Origin of the sequence: Paenibacillus phytohabitans, from assembly GCF_013141775.1 — a bacterium.
Lineage (GTDB): Bacteria > Bacillota > Bacilli > Paenibacillales > Paenibacillaceae > Paenibacillus_AQ > Paenibacillus_AQ phytohabitans.
The window spans coordinates 1-26,589 of sequence record NZ_WHOB01000024.1; the positions used below are offsets into that span (position 1 = coordinate 1).

At 41.3% G+C, this 26,589-nt stretch carries 15 protein-coding genes and 1 pseudogene; 15 read left to right on the forward strand and 1 reads right to left on the reverse strand.

Annotated elements, in window-relative coordinates; genetic code table 11:
* From GC101_RS10445 to GC101_RS10505, 13 genes and pseudogenes are all read left to right on the forward strand, one after another.
* A pseudogene (locus GC101_RS10445) lies at positions 1-696 on the forward strand (hypothetical protein); the annotation flags it as partial.
* Positions 697-761: 65 nt separating this feature from the next.
* The gene (locus GC101_RS10450) at positions 762-2,018 is read left to right on the forward strand and encodes an NBR1-Ig-like domain-containing protein (protein WP_171717198.1); all 1,257 of its coding nucleotides are present in this window, start codon (positions 762-764) and stop codon (positions 2,016-2,018) included.
* Between the two features lie 53 nt (positions 2,019-2,071).
* Entirely contained in the window at positions 2,072-7,681 is a 5,610-nt protein-coding gene (locus GC101_RS10455) for an RHS repeat-associated core domain-containing protein (protein ID WP_171717199.1), read from the forward strand.
* A 41-nt stretch (positions 7,682-7,722) separates the two neighbouring features.
* Positions 7,723-8,217 carry a hypothetical protein gene (locus tag GC101_RS10460; RefSeq protein ID WP_171717200.1) on the forward strand — a complete coding sequence of 165 codons (495 nt, stop codon included), beginning with the start codon at positions 7,723-7,725 and terminating at the stop codon, positions 8,215-8,217.
* Between the two features lie 1,787 nt (positions 8,218-10,004).
* Entirely contained in the window at positions 10,005-10,376 is a 372-nt protein-coding gene (locus tag GC101_RS10465) for a hypothetical protein (protein ID WP_171717201.1), read from the forward strand.
* A gap of 655 nt (positions 10,377-11,031) precedes the next feature.
* Positions 11,032-16,530: an RHS repeat domain-containing protein gene (locus GC101_RS10470; protein WP_171717202.1), complete on the forward strand. Its 5,499-nt coding sequence runs from the start codon at positions 11,032-11,034 to the stop codon at positions 16,528-16,530.
* A 13-nt stretch (positions 16,531-16,543) separates the two neighbouring features.
* Entirely contained in the window at positions 16,544-16,828 is a 285-nt protein-coding gene (locus tag GC101_RS10475) for a hypothetical protein (RefSeq protein WP_171717203.1), read from the forward strand.
* A gap of 366 nt (positions 16,829-17,194) precedes the next feature.
* Positions 17,195-18,880, forward strand: coding sequence for a carbohydrate binding domain-containing protein (locus GC101_RS10480; RefSeq protein WP_171717204.1), 1,686 nt, complete (start codon positions 17,195-17,197; stop codon positions 18,878-18,880).
* Between the two features lie 39 nt (positions 18,881-18,919).
* Entirely contained in the window at positions 18,920-19,768 is an 849-nt protein-coding gene (locus GC101_RS10485) for a hypothetical protein (protein ID WP_171717205.1), read from the forward strand.
* Positions 19,749-20,423 carry a hypothetical protein gene (locus tag GC101_RS10490; protein WP_171717206.1) on the forward strand — a complete coding sequence of 225 codons (675 nt, stop codon included), beginning with the start codon at positions 19,749-19,751 and terminating at the stop codon, positions 20,421-20,423. Before GC101_RS10485 ends, GC101_RS10490 begins: the two co-directional genes overlap by 20 nt.
* A 361-nt stretch (positions 20,424-20,784) precedes the next feature.
* Complete coding sequence (locus GC101_RS10495) at positions 20,785-21,126, forward strand: hypothetical protein (RefSeq protein ID WP_171717207.1); 342 nt, start codon at positions 20,785-20,787, stop codon at positions 21,124-21,126.
* A gap of 18 nt (positions 21,127-21,144) precedes the next feature.
* Entirely contained in the window at positions 21,145-22,755 is a 1,611-nt protein-coding gene (locus GC101_RS10500; RefSeq protein WP_171717208.1) for a hypothetical protein, read from the forward strand.
* Between the two features lie 133 nt (positions 22,756-22,888).
* Complete coding sequence (locus GC101_RS10505; protein WP_171717209.1) at positions 22,889-23,278, forward strand: hypothetical protein; 390 nt, start codon at positions 22,889-22,891, stop codon at positions 23,276-23,278.
* A gap of 25 nt (positions 23,279-23,303) precedes the next feature.
* Here the strand turns inward: GC101_RS10505 and GC101_RS10510 are convergent.
* Positions 23,304-24,331 (reverse strand): IS630 family transposase gene (locus GC101_RS10510; protein ID WP_246354273.1). Its coding sequence is split into 2 segments (ribosomal slippage): positions 23,304-23,864 and positions 23,867-24,331, totalling 1,026 coding nucleotides; the frame shifts between segments, so codons are not numbered across the junction.
* Positions 24,332-24,993: 662 nt separating this feature from the next.
* Between GC101_RS10510 and GC101_RS10515 the strand changes: the two genes are divergently transcribed.
* Together GC101_RS10515 and GC101_RS10520 are read left to right on the forward strand one after the other, a co-directional pair.
* The gene (locus tag GC101_RS10515; protein WP_171717210.1) at positions 24,994-26,034 is read left to right on the forward strand and encodes an RICIN domain-containing protein; all 1,041 of its coding nucleotides are present in this window, start codon (positions 24,994-24,996) and stop codon (positions 26,032-26,034) included.
* A gap of 72 nt (positions 26,035-26,106) precedes the next feature.
* On the forward strand, positions 26,107-26,589 hold a 483-nt coding region (locus tag GC101_RS10520; RefSeq protein WP_171717211.1), incomplete at its 3' end, for a hypothetical protein.

Here is a 26,589-nt window from a genome sequence, read left to right on the forward strand (position 1 = left end):
ATTAATCTGCAAGGGGACGGCATCCGGGCGAAGATCATGAAGAACAGTACGCAGATCTGGCCTGCGACTGGATGGCAAAATGTACAAGGTGACGATGTACTAGGATTAGCAACTGATATGAACATAAACGTGACAATGGGAGATTCCATCTACTTTATCGTCAATCAAAATGGGAATTACGGAAATGACGGAACAAAGTGGAACCCGTCGATTACATATATCGAGAGAGCTTCTTCAGCTTTCGGCTCCGAGCAAGGACGAAACAACTGGTACTATCAAATATGGGATGGAACAGCCTATAAAAATATGACGTGGGATTCCGTTGGAGCAAGGTGGAGGGGGAATAAGGATTGGGATATCATCAGTAAAGAATGGATGCATCCAGATGGAAATGATGTTGTGCTAAAATGGGCGGCTCCTCAAACAGGTTCTATACGAATATCGGGAAGCGTAGCTAAACACCCGGTTAATCTACAAGGAGACGGAGTCCGTGTAAAGATCATGAAGAACAACACGCAAGTCTGGCCGTCGGTAGGCTGGCAAAGTATACAGAACAACGATGCGATAGGATTAACAACTGATTTAAATATAACCGTAACCACAGGAGACTCCATCTATTTTATCCTTAATCAAAATGGTAATTATGGTTATGATGCTACCAGGTGGAATCCGTCAATTACTTATATTGTTAATTAAATAGAGTTTAAACACCAGATGGTTTCATACATGATTGCTTAATTGATAAATATATGGGAGGAAATATGCGAAAAAAATGGAATGGCGTAAAGCTATTGGTAATCTTTTTACTCTTTTTTCCGGCTGTGTTTGCTCCATCGACAATGTACGCATCAGGGAGAGAAGCGACAATTCTATCGCATACGATTCCAGCAACGATGCAGGCGGGAGTCACTTATCCGGTTACCGTAACGGTTCGCAATGATGGAACAGAAGCTTGGTCGGAGCAGAAGGTGTATCGCCTGGGGGATGTAAATGACGGCGATCCATTCTCTTACGGAAGGAAACTGATCCCTGATGGAAGAGTTGTTTTACCGGGTCAATCTTTTACATTTTCCTTTAATATGACGGCTCCGTCTACTACGGGAAGCTATATCACAGATTGGAGAATGCTTCAGGAGAATGTGGAATGGTTCGGCTCAACCTTGACTATTCAAGTGTCTGTTGTCAATCATATTTCATCTAGTTCCGCGACATTACTATACGAGAGTATTCCATCAGTTATGGCCAAAGGACACAAGTATCCAGTAACACTTACCTTTCGAAATGATGGAGGAGATGTGTGGTCACCTGAAACTTTATATCGTTTAGGGGGCGTGGGCGATAGTGATCCTTTTGCGAATACTAGGCAAATCATTCCTAATGGAAGAATCGTGAACCCTGGACAAGTTCAAAGCTTCTCATTCATTATGCAGGCACCGGCGGAGAGCGGAACATACACAACAGATTGGAGAATGGTTCATGATGGCGTAACCTGGTTCGGTCAAACGCTTACGAAATCGGTTCAAGTCGTTGAGGGAACGCGGAATGCGAAAGTTATTTCGGATACAATTCCTTCAGTAATGGAAGTAGGACATAGTTATAACGTAACAGTGACAATGCGAAATGAGGGAGATACTTCTTGGTATGAAGAGGGAGCTGCTCCGGGAATGTACCGTTTGGGAGCGGCAGGGGATAATGATCCGTTTGCACAAGGGCGCTATTATCTCCCGTCAGGTCTCATTATCAAACCGGGGGAAGAGTATACATTTGCTTTTACAATGACAGCCCCGACAACGCCAGGCGCCTACGTAACCGACTGGGGTATGCTTCAGGAATATGTTACATGGTTTGGAGAAACGCTGGCAAGGATGGTTACTGTAATTGACCCTTCTAAAACGAATACATATGTTTATGATAGCTCTGGAAGACTGCAGTCTATAAAACTGACTACAGGGGATACGATTAACTATCATTACGATGCGAACGGAAATCTAATTAAAAAAGCGATTCAAAAGAAATAGATTTCTAAATGTTTGAAGTAATTAAATTCTATACATGACAGGGGAGCTTTAATGTGAGGTCTATAAAAAAAGCAAAATCGTTGTTAATACTTATTCTATCATTCGCTATACTATTTAGCGGTTTTCCTAATTTCAGGGGGAATGCGGCGAACGCGGAAAGCGCTAAGGATACTTCTAATTCCAACACTGTCAATATAGCCAAAGCTGCTCCATCGCCTTCACCAGCTCCTTCAGAAGCTTCAGATCAACTTTTACAATTACAACCTGAACCCACGGTGACACCTGGAATCGAGAGTGAAGCTGCTTTAAAGCAGAATAACATAATGTCAAACGAGGTTGTTTCTGTAACTCAAGATGTCTATGATGACAGTTTGGTTGTTATTTTTAACTTGAAATCTAAAATTCTTCAGAAAAAAAACCGGATACAACCTGATAGTCTAACTGTTGATGCCAAACAAAGTCTCTCGCGTTCGTCAGACAAAGGAAGCTTGGATTTGAGTCAAGCCGATATTGAACTGCTTTTTCAAGCGGGAGCCTCCAAAATCGATGTGTATTGGCTGAACCTGCTTGTGATGGGGCAGACAAAATGGACAGCGCTGGAGCTCTTGAAATCGAAACAAGAGAAGAAGTTGTCCTGGGAAGAAATCCAAAAGGAACTGAATAAGAATCCTGAATCTATTACTGCCCCTTCAGTCGAAGAAGACGTGTACGGTGAAAGTTCGCTGGAAAACGTATGGAGTGGAAGATCAGCAGTGGTATCTTCTGTCTATGGACCTGGGGAAGAACCATCGGATCTTGCTACCGGAGCTTTGGCGTCCATTTCTGCTTTTGATGCTGCGGTGTCTAGTGTATTTAATGACATGATCGTTCAAGCTCAAATTAACCAACTTAGTAAACCGCAGTTTAATGACCGTAGCACCTCTAGTGAACTGATTGATCCCGCGTCGGGGAGTGTAACCCGCAAAGAAAACTTGATTCATCTGCCTGGGGTGGACGGGCTGGATTTGGACGTTGGCTTGAAATACAATTCTAATCAAGGTGTCCCTTTTATTTATTATGATCATTGGAATCCTTACTGGCAGATGTGGGATCGGGATATAGAGTATACTTTACCTTTATTGGGAAGCGGGTGGTCCTTTCAGTTTCCATCGATTCAAAGAGTTGGCGATGATATGGTCTACCATGAGGGAACCGGAAGTGCCTATAAAATAGGTGGTTCGGATGAACTGTCCAATTATACCCAACTCATTAATTATAAAGGGAAAGATAAGCGGTTCGTTTATGCTTGGAATCAAGCCAACTTCACGAACGGGCAGGAAAGTTCCTCCAGTTATATTGAATACTCAGATCATAAACGAGAATACTTTGGCTCTTCCGGACGATTAATTGGAATCGTAGATCGCTTTGGCAATACGATTACTTTCAATTATGAAGATAATACTGGTAATTTATCCTCCATCACGGACACGCTGAAACGTGTTGTTAAATTTAGTTATGTAAAAGGATCAGACTCCGATCCGTACAGTGCAGACAATGTAATTATCCAAGTGATCAATGGAGGAAACGAAGTCCAAAAAGTCGTTTTAACCAAGGGGAAAGTATTGGCTAATATCCCGAATGGTGATTATGTTGAACCACTTCATGTGTATATTCCTGTCCTTACACAAATTAGTCAGCAGATTAATGATCAAAATGAAGAGAAAACCTACTTTAACTACCAGCATGATGTGTCTCTTTATTCCTCCTACGGCTACAACTATACCGCACTATTGAAAGAAGTCAATTATACTAATTCGTCCACGAAGTATGAGTATGAAGGCGTGCGTCGAAACATCAGCTATTATGAAAGTGTCCTTGAATTCAGAGCGAAATATAGAAGGGATTATACCGGAGCTACGGCGTATCAGCAAATAGGGTACACGTATACTGGAGATTATGCCGGAAATACACCTGCACAGTATCCCGGGGCTTTGCCGGACGATTTTCGTTATAGTACCACATCAACAGTGATTAGCAGTACCGCAAGCAATGGGCTCAGAACGACAAACACGTTTGACAAAGATGGAAGAGTCCTTCGTGCAGAGACGGTTGCGGCCAACGGAGAAAGGAAAATAACCGAAAATACTGCGTTCCATGGGCTATTTACCCAGTCTCCTACACGAACAACGATTTCGGAATATGCCGCCCAGGATAGTGAAGCCACGGCGAACCGTCTGTATACCGAGACAACGTATACGGATTGGGGCCAGGTGCAGAGCCAAACGGAGCCGCTGACAGGTGATCAATTTAATAATCCAGGACTCAAACAGCATTACACAACAAGTTACCAGTATGAACCCGCATACCGGTTCCTAGCCTCCGTTTCCAGGTACCAGAATGAAACGGATAGCGCGCCATTCACCGAATTCTATACGTACACGACCGAAGGAAGACCTGCTACGGTCACCAATGCGCTAGGAGAACAAACCGTATATAACTACAACTATTATAATGGCACAGGCGGCATTTCACAGGGAACGGCAGAGAAGTTCGCCCAGGGTCAGCGGGTGGCCAAAAGTGTCACCATTTATGGTGCAGACAGCTCTTATGCCTATCCCACGGAACAACAGCAATGGTTTAATATCGGCACCGCCGAGCAAAAAATTGTCAAAACCACCATGGGCTACGATATCGGTAGCGGACGTTTGGTGAGGCAAACGGACGGCAATAACCAAACCACCTCCTATGAATATGACGGCATCGGCAGATTGAAAAAAGAAACGCTGCCTGAAGTCACGAATGCCAAGGGAGAAAAGTATAGCCAGGTCACAGACTATAGTTATACCAACATGGTCTCCCCTAACCTGGATGCGGTGAATGCGGGAACCCATACCTTGAAAGTCGATTCGATCAAAACCGTAACCAGAATCGGCACTGGAAACACCCAAAGAACCTATGCGAATGTCCTCTATAATGGTCTGGGTCTCGCCCTTCTGGAGGAGCGTTATGATGATTCGGTAGGGAAGTGGGTATTCACTCAATACCACTACGATGATTTGGGCCAGCCGGTGTATATGAAGGATGCACTGGACAATGAAACCACGGCCAGTTACGATGCCTGGAACAGGCAAAACCGGTCAACCGATCCGTATAAGAACCTCTACGTGACGGATTTTGATCTCAAACAGCGTAAATCGACGAGCTATATGCTGGCAGGGGATACACAGGAGAAGTTAAATTATGTGGAAACGACCTATGATCCACGGGGACAAGTGCTATCCAACCGGACCTATCAGGATTGGCCAAGCCAGTCCGTGCCGATTCTGGAGCGGTACACGTATAACATCAGCGGGAGTGTGACCGGCTACACGGATCCCATGAACCACCTGAACGACAATGGGGTGACGACGTCCTACACCTACGATGCGCTGAACCGCTTAACTTCTGTACAGGATGCTTTGAATCAGACCACCCGCTATGGCTATGATGGCAATGGCCAGCTCACAAATGTGACGATCCAGGGGAAAGGCGGCACTCCGCAAACCCTGAATACAAAAAGCTATGACGAGGTTGGCCTGCTTACCGTAAAGCAGGACGGTGCTTCTCAGAAGGAAACCCGGTCGTATAATGCGTTGGGTCAGCTCACCACCAGCACAGATCGAAACGGCAGTACCTTTGGCTATACCTATGATGAGCGCGGGCAGTTGAAAACAGGCACCGTCAGCGGGCTGATTAATAATGTAGCCCAGACGCAGAAAACCGAACAGATCGCGGGTGACGGCACTCCGCAGAATCAATCGATCCATACCTACACGAATGGCGCTCTTACGGCCTCTCAAACGCTGACGCTGGACAGCTTCAATCAGGTGCGGAAGAATTATGCGTTATCCGGAAATCACTCGGCCAATATCCTGAACACTCGGGATGCACTTGGGCGAATGACCCAAATCAATGATGCATATCTGGGCTTCTATACCAACTACCAGTACGTGAAGACACGTCTGGACAAAGTTCAAACGAATGGCAGTGCAGCCCTGAGCAGTAGTGCATCGGACAACGCCCAGTACAGTTATAATGCCAATGGTCAAGTTAAGTTGATCACGTATCCGACCTTAACGGACGGCAGCCTCTTAAAGACGGAATATACCCACAACAAAGCTCTGGGCTGGGTTGAGAGTGTGCAAAATACGAAGAGCGGCGGGATACTGTCCAGATATGTCTACACCTATGATCGTAACGGAAATATAAGTGCGGTAAGTGAGACCCGCAATGCTGTAGCCAGTACGACCGGAACGGCCAAAACCACAACCTACGGTTATGATGCACTGAACCGGCTGGTATCCATCGCCCGTCCCGATGGGGGAAGCACCGTCTATACGTATGACGTCCGTGGTAACCGGCTAACATTGTCGGACAGCACAAGCAGCACGCCAACGATAATAGATACCAGTTACACCTACGATCTGCAGAACACGCTAACCTCCGTGACTCAAGGGAGAAGCACATCAACATTCACCTATTATGCAGATGGGCTTCGGTATCTGAAGAGTACGGGAACGGCAAGCACGCAAGTGAACTATGACTTTAGCGGACAAGTGATTACCGAAGAAAAACTAAACGGCGGTTCCATTGTGCAGAAGTCGACCTATGTGCGGGGCGACCGGGTGCTGGTCAAGAAAGATAAGACCGCAAGCAAAGATTACTACTACTTATATAACGGCCATGGCGATGTGGTGCAGATCGTGGATACGACCGGGAAACCAGTGAACAGCTATGAATATGACGTCTGGGGGAATATCACGACGCAGACGGAAGGCATAGCAAATTCCTTCAAGTATGCCGGGGAAGTGTATGATGCCGAAACGGGCCTTTACTACCTTCGCGCACGGTATTACGATCCGAGTATGGGGCGGTTTTTAAATGAGGATACGTATGAGGGACAGGTTGATAATCCGCTGACGCAGAATTTGTATACGTATGTAAGTAATAATCCGTTGATTTATAGTGATCCGACAGGACATTTTACTGATCATGGCGGATCATCAGGTGGTAATCCGCTTGACCATCTGTCTAATACAAGTGCTACTAGTCAAGTTATTTCAGCTCGCTCAGTGGATGCAGCTACTCAAGCAAAGATTTTAAAATCATTAATGAAAGAATATAAGTACGGATTTTATGGTGATGATTCGGGTGGAATGACTCGAAATCAATTTGAATACCTGTATAACTTAGCGATGGCTAAGGGTTTAGGAAATTATGATACGGCAATATGGGCTATTTCTCAATTAGATAACTATTTCAGTTATGGGAAAGATGACAAGACTACTACGATTGCCTTAACGATTGGAGCTATGGGAGCAGGGGCGGTATCCGGGGGAAGTTCTAATTGGAAAAGCTCAAAGCAATTTGGACATTCATTTTTAACTCATGGTGCTGGTGCTAAAAATACACGAAGTTTAATAGATAGGGCCAGAAGTACAAAAAATAATCAAGGGCAATGGCTGGATAATCAAAAAGCAGCAGACTTTATTACTTCTAAAGGTCCAATCACAGAAGCTACGACATTTGATTTGCCTGCAGGTATGGGGCAAGTAATTACTCCTGAGGGTGTTATAATACCTGCAACGAAGGCTATATTTGTTCCATCTTCAACTGGTATAAAAACTGCCTATCCGATTCCATAATAAGTAACCAACTATGAAAGGGTTGATACTATATTTTTAAGATGGAGTTAACATTATATAAGCCGTTGGAAAGTATACCTAAAACAGAATACGTAATACCTGATTTAGAACTCGATGATGCAGTGGGAATTCTAATGTGTATATGTGAAGCGTTTGAAATTTCACAGGCTATATCGTTCGTTGTTGGTGGTTTTGGACAAGATAATTGGCCTGTTGATTGCAGAACAGATCTATCTACAGTTATTGAACAAGTTCCTGCGATATTAGAGAAAACAAGAGCGGGCATATACTCCTTTGAATTAGATTTCTACGAACAGGGAATTGAAAGACGGCTCCTATTCAAGGAGGATACGAATCTTGTTAAGGTCACTTGCATTAGTCGTACTAAATGGGTACCTCATCCCAGTTCAGTGTTTATGGAGAAGGCTGCAGTTTCAAAAATATTTGATGAAATATATTGCGATTTTTTAGATTTTAGTAGTGTGATATGTGAAGGGCTAGTGAACAATACCCTATTAAATGATTGGAAATTATAAATTGTCTTGACCTTGAGGGCTGCTTCCTCAAGGTCTTTCTTTTACCCAGTGGCCAGATTGAAATGGGTGGCTGTATCGAAATGAATATAACCCTCAATAAAAGACCTTAGGATTCAAATTTTTTGTTTTAAACCCACATTTTTTGACCTTTATTAAATGTGACAAATCTATTACGCAATCGACAAAAGGAGTTCTATTTCGACAAAAAGCAACCGTTTTAAAGAATGAGAGAGTCACTTATGATTGTTGGGGAAGTAATTGGGGGAGAGTGGATATGAATTGAAAAGAAATAGAGTTTTATTCTGTTTATTGCACATTTGTTTTTTAGTTATAACGTTGGCATTCTGCCAGAGTAAGGCTTCTGCTGCGGAAAATATTATAGTTGCTTAAGTATTTCTTTGAATGGCACATATGCGGGACAAGCTATCTTCAAGTTCAAGGAACAATTACAAGCGATCCATAAAAGTTAGGGGTGAGTCTTCAATGCTACTAGGTCCTGTTCAACGGAAGTGTGGAAGTAGTTTAACTATTCAGATTTGAATAAAGTTAAATTCCAGAGAAACACTATCTGCACAATCACCTTCGCGTACAAATCCATTGATTTGCTACCACAGGATCCGGACAATAGAGTGGTTCGATATTCTTATGATTTGAATGGGAATTTAATAAGGACTAAAGTAGATTAAAATACTTAAGTGAATTGTAAGATTCACCGAATAAATTCTTAATAAGGTGGTGAACAAGATTGATTATGTGGAACAATAGCCTGACTCAAATGGCGAATACTGAGAGGGTGTTGCTCCCCAAAAAACTTTTAATGAGGATATTTCGTGCAATATCGCTTATCTTGTTTATTTGAGCACCAAATAAGGCGGAACTGGCTAAACCGATCGATTAATCAAGCGAAGCAGAGTCTCCAAGGAAAGCAAGGGGCGTGGGCAACGAATATCTTCCAGATGAAAGTTTGATAGTGGAATAGAGTTTGGAAAATCAAATATTACAAAATAAAAACCCTTGAATTCTTTCGAGGGTTTTTACTTTTTTCTGCAAAGCATTTTTGTTAAGCTCTTCTGTTTTAAGATGTGACTAAATTATTACATATTCGACAAAAATGATTATATTACGACAAAATGCAACCGTTTTAAAGAATGAAGGAATAACTTATGATTGTTGGGGAGGTAACGAAGTTGATTGATAAGAATTGTTTGTGATATTGAGTTAGACATGGGCTGATCTTGCATGTACTGATAAAGATTAATCAACTTCAATTGAGTTGTACCAGTTATGCTCATATTAATTATGATCATCAAGGACTTACGATTATTTATTTGCACCGTCCTCTCACTAACTTTCGTGTCATCTATGGTGTATGGTACCGCAAACGATGTGAAAAACTATACCTATGACTCTAGTGGAAGACTGACGTTTATAGATTCAGAAGTGAGAGAATGAGTTGCAGTATGATCCACAAGGAAACTTGATATCTAAATATAATGAGGCGGATTCCAATAGTCTATTTGGTACACCAGTTGTAGGTACGATCTCAGAGGCAGTGAAAGCATAAAGTAGCGCGCAAGGCAGTGAAAGCTGGTTTTATCAGCTATGGGATGGGAATACATATACCGATTTGCAGAACAAGAATAACCAATGGGAAGGAAAGGCTCCATACACCATTATCCTCAAAGATTTTCAGCATCCAGATCAAACTAATTCAGTAAGAAAATGGGTAACTCCGAAATCGGGCAAGATTCGAATCGCGAAAAATCTAGTGAAGATACCCGATCGGCGTGGTCATTGCTGCTGTTTTGAAGAACCGAGCAAAGATTTGGTCCCAAACCATAGCCTATAATAACACAGCCGGATATAAACTTGGGGTAACGATAGAAGATCGAGCAGGCGATGCAATTTATTTTGTGGTGAATAAAAATGGTGACTCTGCTCAATACGAAGTTCAAATCGAGTATTTTGAAAACCTGGGTGGGGCAGCCATCGGACTTTTGTGGGAGAGCACTACGCAAGCGAAAGAGTTCGTTCCCCAAAGCCAATTGTATTCACCAGTTGAGAATCCAGGTCTGGGTCTGAAGGGAGAATACTATGACAATAAGTATTTTACTGATCTGGAATTAACGCGCATAGATGTTGATCTTAATTTCGGATGAGGAACTCTATCACCAGATGCAAGCATTGGGGCAGATACATTCTCTGTGAGGTGGCAGGGACTAATCCGTCCCAAATCTAGCGTAACATACCGTTTTACGCAAATTCATGGCGGACAGGATTATGAGTTTCGCATCGAATATATTGAAATGGTAGAGACGCCTTCTTTGGGTTGTCTTGGTCAAGTGATAGCCAAGTGAAAGAAATTGTTCAACAGTCGCAGTTATATTTGCCGTATAAAACATATACACAGTGGAATATCACTATGATTTCCAATGGGAGTTGGAGTCCGCGTCTCTCAGGCAGCGCTATGAATATGATGCAAATGGGAACCTGATACGGGCGGGCAAATGATATAACAAAGAAAATATGAATCGGAAGTGCGACAAATGCATTGTGTACTTACAACAATAAGAGTACAAAGTTAAAGGGCAGTACATTGATCGGCAGTGTGGAAACAGTGTAGGGTGACAACTTAACCGAATTTGAGAATAAAATGTAAATTGAAATTATAGGGAATAATTACTTTATTTTAAATTAAAATGAGTTCTAATATCATGGCTTAGCGTGAAATAGCTGTATTAATTCTATGTTTCAAACGATCCATTTGAGCGCTGCAGGAAATCAATGCGATCTAATTTTTTGGGAGGAATTAAAATGTCCATTCGTCACAAGTCACTTATAACAAGGATTACATTAGTAGTTCTATGCGTCACTTTGCTCTTGTCAGGTTTTCCGGTGAACGCTGCTAATGACAATAAAGAAAATATCATTATTGATTCCAGCAATCTTGCAATTGATGAATCCAACGAGAGCAGTTTTCAAACAGAACCCGCTACGGTGAAATCTGCTCCTCTAACACCACAGAACCTGTCCAGTGTTACTGCTACGGTATATGACCAAGAAATGAATCAGAGTCTAGCGCGTATCAAGGCACTCTCCCTGCAAAGGGACAAGCAACGGGTATCGAGTAAGGGAGCCGCCTCAACTGGCAAGTCGAAAGATTTAATCCGAGAGCAGATGGAGCAACTAGTTATGGCCGGCGCCACCAAAGAAGATCTGTATTGGATCAATATGATCTCCGAGGAATCAGGGTTGAGTCCAGACAAACTGCTGGAGCTGAAGAAAAGCGGGAACTCATCGTGGGATGAAATAGAATTGCAGACTAATCCCGAGACGCTCGCACAGCGTTTAGTGGTTGAAGAGAATGTCTATAAAGAAGAGATAGAGAAACAATTTGTCTCTAACCCACTGACTGTAGCGGATTCCGTATATGGAGATTATGAAGTGGATGCAATACTAGTGGGGAACAAGGATCTGACGATGCAAAAATTTAGCTCATTTGACTTTATGGCTAATAGTGTGTTCTCCGGACTAATTACGCAGCAACAGATCAATCAGACGAATAAACCGCAGTATTCAGACAGAAAGGAAAGCAATGAATTTATTGACCCTGTAAATGGTGCGCTTACATGGAAAGAAACGGAGATAAGCTTGCCAGGACGGGACGGCTTGGATTTGGATGTCGGTATCATGTATAACTCCAATCAATCCTATACTTACATGCGACAATACGAAGCTCCTGGTCTCAAAAAATACAATTATCTTCTATCACGGTATGATTTGGGGTTAGGATGGTCCTTCCAATTCCCATCTGTCCAGCTGGCAGATGGCTATATCTACTATCATGATGGTCAAGGCGCAGTGTATCAAGTCGATTTCTTCAGCGGTGATGCACTTGGAAGTTATAGCCATCTGGTAGGATTCCAAGGCAAAGATCGTAAGTTCATGCAGGACTCCGGAACTTACAATAACGGGCAGGCAAGCTCGGCTTATTATTTGGAATACAATGATTTGAAAAGAGAGTATTTTGCTGCGGACGGCCGATTGCTTGGCATTGTAGACCGATACGGGAATACAATTAGATTCGAGCATGTAGACCGAAAAACCTATGATGGCGTTACTAATAAAATGATCTCTTCAATTACTGATAGCGTGGGTCGGACCGTTAAATTTACCTATGAAACAAATTTGGACACCACGGATGTCTTTAATGGAGAGAACATTGTCGTCAGTGTTCTGAACAGTAGTGGGGCAGACACCCAGAAGGTCACCTTTAAGAAATGGAGATCCAGTCTAATTCATAACAATGTTCCGGCAGGTTACGCTCCTTTTTTATGGAGCATTACCGATCAGATGGAGCAAGTCACCTATATGAATTACAAGGTCGATCCAGGTAAATTTCATTATGAACAAAAAGTAATCAACAGTTACTCTGGATCAACAAATTACTATAACCTGGCAACGATCAGCTATCCATATTCCACTTCCAATTATCAATATCAGTCTGTACTACGTAATTTCGGCTCTGCTGGTTTCGGAGAAGAGTGGCGGGTGAAATCAAGAAATGATGTAATGAAAAAGACCTATAATCAGGTCAATTACGACTACACCGGAGATTATACAGGTTACGATACTTACTATAATCCGTATACATTGCCGGAAAGCTACGGATTTTCGTCTACTTCTAAAATAGTAAGCACAACAGCTTCCAATGATTTATTCACGACGTCCAACTTTAATGGCTTGCATCAGCAAATCTCAACAGTGGTTCTGGCATCCGGTGGTGAACGGAAAGAAACACGCAATACTGCCTTTCACCCCACTTACAAATACCTGCCTACGCGAATGATTAGTGCGGAGTATGGGGGCGGAGATGTGGATAACTCCGCGAACACATTGTACTCAGATGTGACGTATACCGATTGGGGGACTATCCAATCCCAAACCCGGCAACTGACATTATCCCAGATCAACGATCCAAACACCAAGCTGAAGAATACAATAACATATGCATATGAGCCTATCTATCATTTTATCCAATCCAAATCGTGGTATCAAAATGATTCCACTGCCCTTACGGAGAGCTACGAATACTACAGCGATGGACGGTTAAAAAGCTATAAAAATCCCAAGCAGGAGCAAACAAACTACAATTATGAGCCTATTGCCGGAGACAAACAAAAGGTAAGAACAATGACAGAAGAGAAGCCGATGGGTAATGGCTTCGTATCGAAGAAGGTAATCACCTACGGAGCCGATACTAACTATGGTTTGCCTGCAGAAGTGATCAGCTACTTCACCAATATTTCCGCCAGTGGTCAGCAAAGTACATCATTAGTCAAAAAGATAATGACATACGATATGCCAACAGGCAATGTACTTACAGAAACTGATGGTAGTGGAAAGCAAACGGTCTATACCTATGATCTGTTGGGGAGAGTCATGACTACTACCTATCCAGAAGTAATTAATCTGAATGGCGAACAGTACACTGCACAAGATCAGTTTACGTATACGAAGGTGTACGCCAGCACGGCTTATTTTGATGCAGAGAACCAAGGTATTTATTACCTCAATGTAAATTCGAAGCGTAAATACACACAGAAGTCAACTGGAACCATTACCTATTTTTCCGAACTTAACGATTATTACGACGGATTTGGAATACTTAGGCTTAATCAGGTAACAGGTGTCGGCGGCATCGGTCAAATGACCCAATACCGCATTGATGATTTATGCCGGGCTATCTATGTGATTGATCCGGTTGAAAATACAACTTCGGTCCGCTACAACGCCTGGGGACAAGAGGTTGAAGCATTGGATACTTACGGCAATCTATATGTCAATGAATACAATTTTAAACAGCGGAAAGTGAGCAATTATTACATCGCTGCTGCTGATATAACTGCTTACCGTGCCAATATGGGTAATTCCAGTTACAAAGGCAATTATGTAGAGCAGACCTATGACCAATGGGGCCAGCTGATCCGAAATTTAACCTATAAAGACTGGCCTGGTCAAAGCCAACCCATTACTGAGAAATACGGTTATGACTTGGCTGGAAATGTTGTAACCTATACGGACCCCAATAATAATGTGAACAACGAAGGTGTAACAACGAAGTACGGCTATGATAATTTGAGTCAACTCATCTCGGTCAAGAACGCTCTTGGGCAGATTACTAGCTATCAATATGACGTCAATGGGCAGATGACCGAAGTTACGATGCGCAGTAGCGAGACTGCAGTGCCGATTCATTTAAAGAGCAAGAACTACAATGAAATTGGCAAAGTATACGACAAAAAGGATGCGGCTTTTTTAAGCGAGAATCAGGTTTATAACCAGCTAGGGCTAGTGGAACAGAAAAAGGACCGTAACGCTACCGTATACAGCTATCAATATGATGCCAGAGATCAGATTGTCAGCAGTCTGATTACCGGAAGCGGGGGTAACACCCAGCAGAGCAAGGTGATTCTTGGAAGCTCTGGAATCAAAACAGATACTAATGAGCTGTACAATAATGGAAGCAAGACCTCTTGGCAAACGGTCACGATTGATAATTTGAAACGGATCAACAAGGTTACTTCCCAGGCTACTGGCTATACAGCTTACAGTACTTATGCTTTTGATTTGGCTAACCGCACGACACAGACGGGGATAAGCCACACTGGAATTGGAACGTCTTATACCAAATACCAATACAACAAGAACCACTTGGAGAAGGTACAAACGAATGGTAGCGCGACACTGAACAACGCAGCTTCGGTGAATGCGGTCTATGAATACTTCCCAACGGGTTCAGTCAAAAGCATCACTTATCCAACGCTGGCAGACGGAAGTGTTTTGAAATCGGAATATACGTATGATGCATTAAATCGGATATCAACTCTAGTGAACAAAAAAGGGGCGACAGTTCTCTCCTCTTATATTTACCTCAGTGACAATAACGGAAATATTACTTATATAACAGAGTCGGTGAATAATGGGGCGTCGAGGACGACAACCACTTACACGTATGATAAACTAAACCGTCTGGAAAGTATTAGCCGTGCTGCAGGATCTTCAATCTATAAATATGATTTACAGGGGAATCGCCAAACTCAGCAGGATACAGCATCTAATGTAATCACCGAGTTGGGGGATACTAGCTACACTTATGATTTGATGAATCTGCTGACCGGAGTCACTCAGGATGCCAAAACAGTTCTGTTCAGTTATTTGCCTGGTAAACTAAGGTATCAGAAAACAGCGAACAGTATCGTTACACAATATAACTACGACATCAATGGGAATGTAATTTCAGAGTACAAGAGTAGTGGACAGAAAGCATATTATATACGAGGAGATCGCTTACTGGTCAAAAAGGATGTTGCAGCCGGCAAGGATTACTATTACTTGTACAATGGACACGGCGATGTCGTGCAGATTGTTGATACTGCTGGAGTGGTTGTGAATTCATATGCCTACGATGAATGGGGCAAAATTATTTCCCAGTCAGAGGGCATCCCGAATTCGTTCAAGTATGCCGGCGAGATTTATGACGAAGAGACAGGACTATACTATCTTCGGGCACGTTACTATGATCCGAGTATGGGACGGTTTTTAAATGAGGATACGTATGAAGGGCAGATTGATAATCCGCTGAGTTTGAATTTGTATACGTATGTTCATAATAATCCGCTGATATATGTTGATCCAACTGGTCAATGGTGTGAATCGAAAGATGGTAAATATTCACATCCTGGAACTTGTTCTAATCCTAACAGTGGCGTATATTCTGCTGATGTGAAACATAATGGGGAAGCAATGAAAAGTAACGGTAAATCAACAGGGATATATAAGTTTGATTATGGTGATGGTGTACACGAAGATAATAGTTTGACAGGCGCGTTATTTGATGTTGTTGTCACAGGAGGAGTTGGACTTGGTAAATCTCTTGTAAAGGGGGCTACTAAAGGGATTGCAAGCCTTGTTTCTTCAGGAACGGGAAGCGTATTTAAGAGTGGGATTAAAACTCTTAAAAATTTTGTTCTTGATGATGCTTTTGTGAAGACAAAGCATTTATCTACAACTGGTGGGAATGGTGCGAAATTCTTAGGAAATACAAAAGCAGAGGCGGAAGCCATATTAAAAGATGTTATGAAAAATGGTCAAGTTAAAAATGTAATAGATAATGGATTAACAAAACAAGGGAATCAGTCTTATGAAATAGTTATTGCTGCTGGGAAGACAATCGGTACAAGGGGTGAGACATTACTTAAAATTATTCTTTCAGAAGATGGAGCAATGTTAACCGCATATCCAATTAAATAGGAGGGAAAGTAAAATGCCAAATTTAATTGAAAGGTTTTTAGAAGATGAAATTTCATCTCAGGAGTTGTATGAATCAATATATGATTTTGTGACTTCTTTTCATATAAGAAGTGGGGAATTCGAAGGGAACTACTATATTATTAAAAAAATGGACAAAGACAACTTCTTTATTTTCCCAGAGAATATTTACCCTGATAACCACAGAGAGATTCCAAATTGCTTTTCAATTTATCAAGATAATTTAGTGAAAAGCATAAATTCACATGCCAAAAAGCTATCGTTTATTATTAAGTCCTAAAAGAGTGACTTTAACTGATAAGCCTTAATAGGCTATTTATGGTTTTCTTGCTTGGTACGATTCAGTCATTCATATAATTGAAAAAGAAATGCAATACAGATCCTATGCTGTAAATGAGACATTAGCAGTGGACCTAGTACTAGGAAGTTCTATCAAAGAGAAGTAAGCTTTTAGTTGCTAGGCTTCTATTAGTGAGTATATTTCACTACTTAGAAGTCTTTTTATTGTATGTACTAAAATGCTGGTTTCATAAACTCTGAGTTATTCGATATTCTTATGATCTTAATTGGGAATTTAATAAAGACTAAGATAGATTAATATATTTAGCATTACACTTTTCAGTACGAAAGGACAGGCGGGGTATTAATGTTAAAAAAGACTGCATATTTGGTTATTTGCTTACTATTGTTTTTGTCATTAGTTATACCGAGTATAGACGCAAAATCAGGAACAAACTATATTTATAACAAAAATGGACAATTGGTTGAATTAAGTAATTCAAACGGTAATTTAGAAATGAAATACGATAAAAATGGAAATTTAATTGAAAGGTCAAAAAGCGATAATCTATTAGCTAATTCAGGTTTTGAAAATTATTCGGGTTTCGAGAATGTGGCAGACGGCTGGGATAGATATATGGCATCAGGAGTCAAGGGAACCTACGAAGTCATAACCGCAGGAGCAACCGAAGGAAAGCAAGCCCAGAAGCTGACGGTAAGCTCATTTCCAAATACAGGAGACGGGGCAAATGTCTCGCAGGCAATATTTGTCCAAGGCGGTCAAAGCTATAGTGTAAAAGGAAGGCTGAAGCTGGCAGACATGAAGAATGCGAAGTTCGAGATGATTGTGTTCTTTTACGATGCGAATAATCAATTGATTGGAGGGCAAACCCCGGTTGAGTATAGACACAACACTTCGGATTGGGTAACGTTCGCTGGGAATGTAACGGCTCCGGCTGGTGTGACCTCTGCGAGAGTACATATGCACTTGAGTTCAACAGCAAGTAACGGACAAGGCACGTTCTATTTGGATGGGGTAAATACCACATTGCAGGGAGACTCTAATCTAGTGTTCAATGGTGGTTTTGAATCGGATAAAAGATCTGATGGAGCTGCAGACGGCTGGGATAGATACATGGGATCAGGAGTCAAGGGAACCTACGAAGTCATAACCGCAGGAGCAACCGAAGGGCAGCAAGCCCAGAGGCTGACGGTAAGCTCATTTCCAAACACAGGAGATGGGGCAAATGTCTCGCAGGCGATATTTGTCCAAGGCGGTCAAAGCTATAGTGTAAAAGGAAAGCTGAAGCTGGCAGACATGAAGAATGCGAAGTTCGAGATGATTGTGTTCTTTTACGATGCGAATAATCAATTGGTTGGAGGGCAAACCCCGGTCCAATATACTGGCAACACTATAGATTGGGTAACGTTCGCTGGGAATGTAACGGTCCCGGCTGGTGCGACCTCCGCGCGAGTGCATATGCACTTAAGTGCTACAGCAAGTAATGGCCAAGGTGCGGTATATCTGGATGGGGTAACTGCCACATTACAGGGTGATTCTAATCTTGTGTTCAATGGTAGCTTTGAATCAAATAAAAGAAAAGATGGAGTGTCAGACGGCTGGGATCAATATATGGCGTACGGAGTCAAGGGAGCCTACGAAGTCATAACCGCAGGAGCAACCGAAGGGCAGCAAGTCCAGAAGCTGACGGTAAGTTCATTTCCAAACACAGGAGACGGAGCGAATGTCTCGCAGGCGATATTTGTCCACGAAGGTCAAAGCTATACCGTAAAAGGAAAGCTAAAGCTGGCAGACATGAAGAATGCGAAGTTCGAGATGATTGTGTTCTTTTACGATATGAATAATCAATTGGTTAGCGGGCAAACCCCAGTCGACTATACACACAACTCTGCTGATTGGGTAGCGTTCGCTGGGAATGTAACAGCCCCGACTGGTGCGATTTCCGCGCGGGTGCACATGCACTTAAGCTCGACTGCAAGTAACGGACAAGGTACGGTGTATCTGGATGGAGTTTCAATAATAGGCTATTAGATGTAATAGAATTTCATTTGCCAAGAAGGGGTCTATATTATGCGCTTGAGGATTAAAAAGAAATCAATAGTTTTTCTTGTTTTATGTTTGTTTCTCAACATGATTGGGATCTTGAATCCGGATGTTGTTCAGGCAGATGTAAGTATAAGTACTGACAATTTAATTGTAAACCCTGGTTTTGAAGTGGCATCCAATGGGAACACAGCGGCGAATTGGGATCCGCAGGGCGTAGGGATTTTCACAATTACCAATTCATTAGTTTCCGGGGGAAGTAGAGCCCAGAAGATTTCAATTAATAATCTGCCGGTTAATCAATTTGCAGGTGTTAGTCAAGCAATAGCTGTGAGATCGGGACAACCGTATATGATGAACGGGAGATTTTATGTGGAAAGTATAAACAATGCCAAGGTGCAATTATATGCTGATTTTTTTAAAGAAGGGGCTATCGTGGATAGCAAAGTTTTTGATTTGCCTAGTCAGAGTACAGGACAATTCGTCACTTTAGGCGGGAATGGGATCGTTCCTGATGAAGCCACAACTGTTGTTATTTATGCATTAATCCGTTCTACTTCCGATAATGGTTCAGGAATTTTAATGGCTGATAATGTATCTTTTAAATACACCAATGACAGTAATTTAATTGCAAACGCGGATTATGATAAATTTTCCAACACGCTCGCCAATTCGGACGACTGGGATTACACGACTTCGTACAACCCTACATTCAGTTCTGTTGCTTATCCATCGTTGAGCGGAGCCAGAGCCCAAAAAATTAGTATCTCCTCTTTACCTGTTAATGGATACGCGGGTATCTTCCAAAAAAATAAAACTGGATTCAGGAAAGCAATTTCAGGCCAGCGGTGCTTTGTTGATAGAGAGTCTCTCTAATGCCAAGGCACAAATCTATATTGATTTTGTGAATTCAGCAGGCAATTATCTGGGGACGACTATTCTTGAATACGCTAAACAGACCAATGGAGTATACATGACCTTATCAGATACAGGACAAATTCCAAAGGACACAACTTTTGCTTATATATATGTAATGATTCGGGGTACAGGCATCAATGGTTCTGGAACAATATATGCAGACTCCTTGAATTTTCATTATACGAATGAAGCTAATCTATTTAATAATGGAAACTTCGAAGCGCAAGGCTCTGCCACTTTGGGGAATGGGTGGTATCCAAGCTACGGAAATGATAACCATAACTATCAGCTGGTCTCAGATAACTATGGAAATACGGTCCAGAAAATCGAAGCATCCAATATACAAGTGAATACATATGTAGAGTTGAGTCAAATCTTGAAAGTTGTACCTGGTCAAAAATACACAATGAGCGGCAGATTCAAGGTGGATAGCATTAGCAATGCGAAGGTACAGTTGTATGCGGATTTTTTAACGGGGACCGGCTCTCATCTTGAAGCTAATGTCGTTGAATTGCCTTCTGTTACCAAGGGGGGATATGTAATAATCTCCAATACAGGGATAGTACCCGTTAATGCTGATTATGCCCGCGTTTACGCGATTATTCGGCTGTAGGAGGGAGCGGCGCGGCAAGTGTTTATCTAGACGATATGAGATTTAGTTATAGTAATAATTTACTGGATAATGCGGATTTTGAATTAAACAATTTTGGAACGGAAACACCGTATAATTGGACATTGCATAAACAGTTAGCAACAGAGGAAGAAATCAAGTTAGTTGAAAATACCACCGTTAAGGATATGACAATAAACTCCTATTCAACAGCAGGGCGTATGCTAAGCCAAAGTTACATGAAGGGAACCCAGACATATAACACTCTTTTTAATATGACCTGAACGGAAATCTAACGAAGAAATTAACGATAATAGGCGCATTACAGGATACTCAGGTATTCCAGGGACAAAAAGCACAGAAAGTGAATGGTTACTGGATTCCAAATAATACTTATGTTGGTGTTTCTCAGACGCTTCGTGTGATTCCTGACAAGTCTTTCAATATTTCAGGCAGCGTTAATATAAACATGCTGTATCAATCGAAGGTGCAGATGTATATTGACTTTTACTCTATGGATGGTGCATTTATCTCCAGCAGCATTAAAGACATGAATGAAGCGAATGGAAAGTATACCTTATTTGCATATCAAGGGATCATTCCAAGTAATGCGGTGTTTGCAACTATATATTTTCTGATTAGATCAACAGGGGATTATGGAGCCGGATCATTTTATCTTGACTCGGCGTCCTTTAATTACAATTAGGATGAGGAGAAATCAGTTGTGCCCAAAAATAAAATAATTATTTCTGTGTTCATTGCATTCATTTTAGCGTTTTTGGCACCATTAATAGCTACTACGCATGCAACTAGCAATTCCATTCAGTATTATTACGATGCTTCAGGCAGATTAGATAAACAATGTTTGGCTATTTTAACCTGTCAGTTATTTAACTATGATCAAAACGGGAATTTGTTAACGAAAGGGAAGTCACGTTCTATGTCTTTTGCTAATGCGGATTTCGAAAATGGAAATGAGGGTTGGTCCATTAACGACGCAGTAGGAGGAGAATCAACTATAGACAATACAATCCATTATTCCGGAAATCATTCTCTTAAAGTTAAAGTAGTCTCTTCTGGAGACCAGTATCAATTCAAAGGTGAGAGCTATGGTGGTGAAATAAGCGGAAGGCAATTCTCCATCTCTGCCTATTTAAAAACCTCAGGGATTACCGGAAACGGTGTGAAGATACTTACATATTGGCAGGACAAGAATAATAATTGGATCTGGGCAAATATTAATTCTTCCAAATCAATAACCGGTACGACTGATTGGGTACGAGTTGAAGCAACGGCGATTGCCCCTTATGGTGCACAAAGACTTGTTATACTTGTTCAGCCAACAGTAGGAAGCCAAGGATATTACTGGTTAGACAATATTGAGGTGAAAGAGCTTTCTTCTCCTACAATTTTACCCAAGAACCCTAGTTTCGAGGAAGGAACAGCTAATTGGTCTATTAATGATGCGAGTGGTGGTTCCACTGCGATAGTCAGTACAGAGCGGCATACTGGTGATCATTCACTGCAAGTTAAGGTCGCTTCTTCTGGAGATCAATATCAATTTAATACGCGGGAGTTTAATACGGATATCAGTGGTAGGCAATTTACAATCTCGGCGTTTGTTAAAACTGAAGGTTTAGTTGGCGATGGCGTGAAAATATGGACTTATTGGCAAGATGAGAACGGCTGGATATGGAATAATAATTACTCATCCAATAAGATATCCGGTACGACGGATTGGAGCAGGCTGGACGTTATAGGAATAGCTCCATATGGTGCAAAAAAACTAACTGTATTAGTTCAACCCGCGGTAAACGGTAAGGGTTCCTACTGGCTAGATAGTATTCAGATATTGGAGTCACCATCTCCATCCTTAAAATTGTTAAATCCTAGCTTTGAAGAAGGAGAGGGGAATTGGGGGATTAATGATGCTAATGGAGGTGCCTCTATTATTGATCCAACATTGAGAAATACTGGGAAGCAATCTTTGAAAGTAAAAGTAGCCTCTTCTGGAGACCAGTTTCAGTATAATACCTATGATTTTGGCGGAGATATCAGCGGTAGACGATTTACAATCTCAGCTTATGTAAAGAGTGAAGGTTTGTCAGGAAATGGGGTCAAAATTCTCACTTATTGGCGAGATGAGGACGACTGGATCTGGAGCAACATTGTAGCCTCTAACTCGGTTACTGGTACAACAGATTGGAGCAGGCTTGAAGTAACGGGGATTGCGCCAACAGGTGCTAGAAAAATATCTGTACTGGTTCTACCTACGATTAACGGGCAGGGCTATTACTGGGTGGACAGTATAGAGGTTAAAGAGGTAGTGAATTGATAGATTTATAACTTACTTTTTAATTTGGGGAATTCATAATAGTGGTTCTATATCAATAGACAATATTCAAATCACAAAGCAGAAAGAATCATTCGAGAGCGGGTTTGAAAGTATAGCCTACTAAAAGGGATACTTGTATTACCCAGGAGTAATTAGCAGTGAAAAACTAAAGGTGATAAATGGAAAATATTCAGTTGTTGGTGACTCACCAGGTACAGAAGAATGGGCAGAATTTTTATATACAGATGTTAACAAATATCCTTTAGAGCCAAATTCAACCTACTGGGTAAGTTTTAGTTATAAGATTCACAGATCTTCTGCAAAAAGTGAATTTTATTTCTTGGCAAGGGATTTGGGTGGAGCCGGGGATGAGGGGTTATCGAAATGGAAGGGAGAAGAAGGGAGGATACTAAATATGGAAGTAACTATGACGACAGGCAATTCAGAGAATTACTATTTTATCTGGGGGATTAACGGTAGGGGTTCCATATCCATTGATGATGTACAAATTACAAAATCATAGCTGATTTATTACTATATAAGTTGAACTAGATATATTCAGTAAGTTGGTCATCTTCCAAACGAATACACAAACGATCAATAATCGTCTGTGTATTGAGAGCAATGTTTTGCATAAACGCAGCCACTTTCTTGCGGATCTCTGAGACGGTATGGAAAAACACATTGTTAATGACATCTGACTTTAGCCATTTCCAAAGTCCCTCGACCAGGTTCAATTGCGGGCTATACGGTGGTAAAAAAACCAATTCAAGGCGCTCTTTATGATCTTCCAGAAAGGATTGAAGTAATTTCGCATGATGAATACGAGCATTATCCAGTACCATGACTATCTTTCCTTCAGGGTACGCCTCAACCACCATTTGTAGGAAGGACAGAAACGTCTCTGCGTTATACTGCTCGTCTTCTTTCCAGAGAATTTGACCCGTCATATAATCCAGTACGGCTAATAACTTGACGCCACGATGTTTTCCTGTGGTTTGAATGATGCGTTGTTTGCCCTTGAGAAACCATGTATGCTGAAGCGCTTGGTAATCCCGGATCATAGACTCATCTTCGAAAAGCAAATGAGTATTATCTTCGTCCATTAGTCTTTTTTCAAAGCAGGAAACGTTACCTCTGTAAAGACTTGTTGTTTGGCTTCATCCGCAACAGCTAATGTATACGTGGGTTTCGTGTAGCTGAGTCCAAGACGGTGCGCCATTTTAGAAATACCACGAAGCGAATAGGACTGACCGAATTCTCGCTGGATATATTCACCAATGAGATAAAGGGTCCAGCTGTATTTACTTTCAAACCCTACCTCGTGTGGAACAGAAGATACGATCGTCGCTTTCAGTTGTATCTGTTGTTCTTTGGTCAGCCGTTCTGGCGCTCCCGTTGAATAGTTGATTTGCAGTCCAACTACACCGGCTTCGCGATAGGCACGCATATATTTATAGACCGTTCGTTCCGTTCTGCCGATGATTTCTGCGATCTCCTGCGCATTCTTTCCTTTCAAATGCAGAAAAATGGCTTGGTAACGCTCAAACATCCGTCGTTCTTGTTCTTTTTTCATTACGGTTTAAATTTCAATCAAGGCTTGTTTCGTTTCCATGGTTTCACCGTCACTTCTAAGTTATATTTCTTTTATTCGACGGTGTGGAAATGAATTCCTTTAGTTCAACTTATATAGAGGCATTTTGTCTCTATTTTTCATGCCTCTTCCAACCTCCTGTTTAAAATGTGACTAATTCATTACGAAAACGACAAAACAAGTTTTATTTCGACAAAATGCAACCATTTTAAAGAATGAGAGAGTCACTTATGATTGTTGAGGAAGTATTTGGGGGACTATGAATATCAATTGAAAAGAACTAGAGTTTGTATCTGTTTGTTACACATCTGTTTTTGCCATAACGTTTGCATTCTGTCAGAGTAAGGTCATAAAAAGTTATTAGTGGCGCTACTAAGTTCCCTTTGAACGGAAGTGTAGAAGAGTTTAACTATTCAGATTCGAATAAAGTTCCAGAGAAACACTATCTGCACAATCACCTTCGCGTACAAATCCATTGATTTGCTACCACAGGATCCCGACAATAGAGTGGTTCGATATTCTTATGATTTGAATGGGAATTGAATAAAGTCTACAGAGATTTGAGGGGGTATAGAAATCAGTTTTTGTTCGAGCAGGGCAATAGAAGTGGATATGATAATTCCAAAGGCTGGAGAGAAGATCCTATGAAACGATATATATCAATCATATTTATACTCATTTTAGTTTTGGTTCATTCCCAGACTGCTACAGCAATGAAATATACCTATTCTAAAACAGGAGCGTTAAGTCTAGTACGACTAACAGAAGAGAAGTATCTGAATTTTCAGTATGATAACAATGGCAACCTAATCGGGAAGAAAAATCTAAACTGTAAGCCGTCAGAATATAAATTATTGAATTTGAATAGCAATAAGGCACTTGATGTGTATGCGGGAAATACGACTAATGGGACCAAAGTTCAAATAGAAACAGATAACGGAACAGACGCTCAGCGGTGGTTACTTTGTCATTCGGGAAATGACTCTTTTAAACTCATTAACGTGAATAGTGGAAAGGCACTCGACGTAGCGGGTGGAGAAACATCGAATGGGACTAGAGTTCAAATATGGAATGATAACGGAACCGAAGCTCAAGCGTGGCACATAGTTGATCATGGAGACAGTTCTTATGAGCTTATAAATGTACATAGCAATAAAGTTCTCGATGTCGCAAACGGAGAAACTACAAATGGAACGCCTGTGCAGATATGGACCGGAAATGGAACAACTGCTCAGAAGTGGAGACTCATTAAGGCCATTTCAAATGGAGCAGAATACAAGATAATAAATGCTGGTAATGGAAAAGCCTTGGATGTCACTGGAGGAAACACTACAGACGGAACACCCATACAGATATGGACTGATAACGATACAGCTTCTCAAAGATGGCAAGTTTATGATATGGGTGCCAATAGGTATAAGTTGATTAATGTGAACAGCGGGAAGGCACTGGAAGTATCCGGAGGCGGTATAACTAATGGATCTGCTATTCAAATATGGACTGACAACGGAACGACAGCCCAGCAATGGATATTTAGAGAAAATGCAGATGGAACGATCAGTCTAATAAATGTTAATAGTAATAAATTACTAGATATTCCCGGAGGGAGTAATGCAAATGGTACCCAACTGCAAATATATACGGATAACGGAACGAGTTCTCAAAAATGGGAATTGATTAACTAGAAGTGAGTAGCTTTTAAAATGTTTTGATCATGAGAAATGCTGTTGTTCATCTTTATGTAGGAGAGTGATTTTTTGAAAAAGTTATTCTTATCTTTGCTTATTTTATCCACATTAGTAGTAGGAGCGAATCACGCTTATTCTTACCCAATAGAAGTGAATATGAATGGTGGGTTCGAGCAGGATCAAAATAATAATAAACTTCCTGATTTGTGGGAAACAGTTTGGAGAAACGGGACTAGTGTTGGACCTAGCGCTTCAATAGAAAGCTATGAACCAGCTGAAGGGAATTATCATTGCAGATTATACAATGGTAGCGGAGATAAGGATTCATACATGTATGCTTTATCCAATCCAATTGCTATACAAAAAGACAAATCGTATACAATTAATGCCTTTATGAGATACACCCTACCTGTTGGAAAAGCAAATATAACGATCATCGAAACCGACCGGAACAGGAATATTGTTTATGAATCCAATCGTTCATTCTCTAACGGCGCATGGCAATGGCATGATAATACCATCTATGTGGCTCCAAAGGATAACACAGAAAAC

What these genes read in the sequence shown, in the direction of transcription:
- GC101_RS10450 (WP_171717198.1), top strand. Translation starts at nt 762, where the DNA reads ATGCGAAAAAAATGGAATGGCGTAAAGCTATTGGTAATCTTTTTACTC.
- GC101_RS10460 (WP_171717200.1), top strand. Translation starts at nt 7,723, where the DNA reads ATGGAGTTAACATTATATAAGCCGTTGGAAAGTATACCTAAAACAGAA.
- GC101_RS10470 (WP_171717202.1), top strand. Translation starts at nt 11,032, where the DNA reads ATGTCCATTCGTCACAAGTCACTTATAACAAGGATTACATTAGTAGTT.
- GC101_RS10475 (WP_171717203.1), top strand. Translation starts at nt 16,544, where the DNA reads ATGCCAAATTTAATTGAAAGGTTTTTAGAAGATGAAATTTCATCTCAG.
- GC101_RS10480 (WP_171717204.1), top strand. Translation starts at nt 17,195, where the DNA reads ATGTTAAAAAAGACTGCATATTTGGTTATTTGCTTACTATTGTTTTTG.
- GC101_RS10485 (WP_171717205.1), top strand. Translation starts at nt 18,920, where the DNA reads ATGCGCTTGAGGATTAAAAAGAAATCAATAGTTTTTCTTGTTTTATGT.
- GC101_RS10515 (WP_171717210.1), top strand. Translation starts at nt 24,994, where the DNA reads ATGAAACGATATATATCAATCATATTTATACTCATTTTAGTTTTGGTT.